Origin of the sequence: Caulobacter sp. Root487D2Y, assembly GCF_001427165.1 — a bacterium.
Lineage (GTDB): Bacteria > Pseudomonadota > Alphaproteobacteria > Caulobacterales > Caulobacteraceae > Caulobacter.
The window spans coordinates 1-1,644 of the sequence record NZ_LMFD01000008.1; the positions used below are offsets into that span (position 1 = coordinate 1).

Consider the following 1,644-nt stretch of genomic DNA (forward strand, 5'->3'; position numbering starts at 1 on the left):
AAATCACTACCCTCTTCGCCGCGGGGTGGAGCAGCCCGGTAGCTCGTCAGGCTCATAACCTGAAGGTCACAGGTTCAAATCCTGTCCCCGCACCCAAGATCAAGAATGGCCTCCTTCGGGAGGCCATTTTCGTTTGAGCCTTCGGCGCCGCGGCTGCGCGAAGGCCCAGCCTGGCCGCGGTCGACGAACGTCGAGCCTCCTGGCCGGCGCAGGGTGACGCCCAAAGGCCTCCAACAACGAACGCGGGCGAGTTCTTCGTCGAGCTCCGCCTGGCCGCGCGTGGCGACTTTCCTCCCCGGATCTCCCTGAGAATCGAGGATCGCGACACTCGAAGGTCGCGAGCGCCTCGCGGCGACGGCGCTCGAGGCCGTCTCCCGGAGCCGATCGCGCTTTTCGTCGGTTCGACGACCCGCCAAGGTCGAGAATCGCTCTGGTCCGTCGTCGACGCTACCAGGCCGCGGGCTCGATTGGCCTTGGCGCGCCAGGTCCTGGGCGGGTTTTCCGAATCGAAGGCGAGAAGTCGGCCTTCGTCCCTCTATCGCAAAGGCCGCGATCGAAGGAGAAGCGGCCGGGCGGCCCGAGGGCCGCGGCCTTGGGACGCCTCGATATCGCGTGTCGCCCAGCCCACGAGACGCCTGGATCCCGCCCGTCGCGCGGCGAATCGTATCGGTTCCTGTCCGGGCCGGCGTGGCCTCACGCCGATCAGGACCCGCCGCTTCTCGACGACGGAGCCAGGTCTCGCCGGCGGGCCTCGTGGAATCGGCGAACAATTCTGGCGCCGACGGGAGCGTCCTTCGCTCATCGCGCCGGCGCGCGGTCGATTAGCCTTCATACTCTCTCGGACGGACGCTCGAGCACCGGGATCGGTGTCGATCGCGGCAAGCGTTCCTGGTCAGCCGCCCCCAGGGTCACGGCGTGGGAGGGGGTGATTCTCCGCGACGGTCGTACACGAGGCCGGCGACGACGACGGAAGGGCGCGCCGACCCGCCAAAGCCCGGCCGCCAGAAGCCCAAGCCACCAAAGCCCCAGCTGTCAGATCGGGATTCAACCGGAGAGGGGTTGTCACCGCGTCGTCACACGCCTATATCGGCCGCTCGCTCGGAAACGCGATCGCGCCGCAGGGGCGGGGGCCTCAAGGCTCTTGCTTTCTTCGGCTGGCTTCGTTAGTTTCCGCGCTCCAATCGACTCGGTGGTGGATCCAGGCGGGCAGCCTCGGCGGCCCAAGGATCCCTTTTTGTCTCTTCGTTGCGGCTTCGGCCCTTTGGGAGGATGGAAAAACGAGACGGTTGACTCTGAGGTGGCGCTTCAATAGAAGCGCCGCTCCTCACGGAAGCGAAGAGTTCGATAAGAATTCCGAGGTTCAGCGAGGTGTTCAGTTTCGATGTTGTGCTGGAATTCAGCGGAATTCGAGATTGACGCGGAGCTAGGCTTTCATTAGAAAGCGCGGCTCCTGAGGATCTTGAAAGAGTTCGAAAGAATTCGACCGGGTCCTCTCCAAGTCTAGGTGGTTAATCTTCGGATTTCTTTCTTGACTTGATTGGCGGCCTTGACTAGAAGGTCGCTTCGGTTTGCTGGGTTTGCTTTCGGGCGGATTTGGCGGATTGGTTCGGACGGTTTTGTAAAAAACGGTTTGACACGGAATTC

Annotated in this window: 1 tRNA gene; it reads left to right on the forward strand. The window is 63.4% G+C overall.

Annotation, left to right across the window (positions count from 1 at the left end):
- Window positions 1-19: 19 nt before the first annotated feature.
- A tRNA-Met gene (locus tag ASD38_RS07540) sits at window positions 20-96 on the forward strand.
- Window positions 97-1,644 lie beyond the last annotated feature (1,548 nt).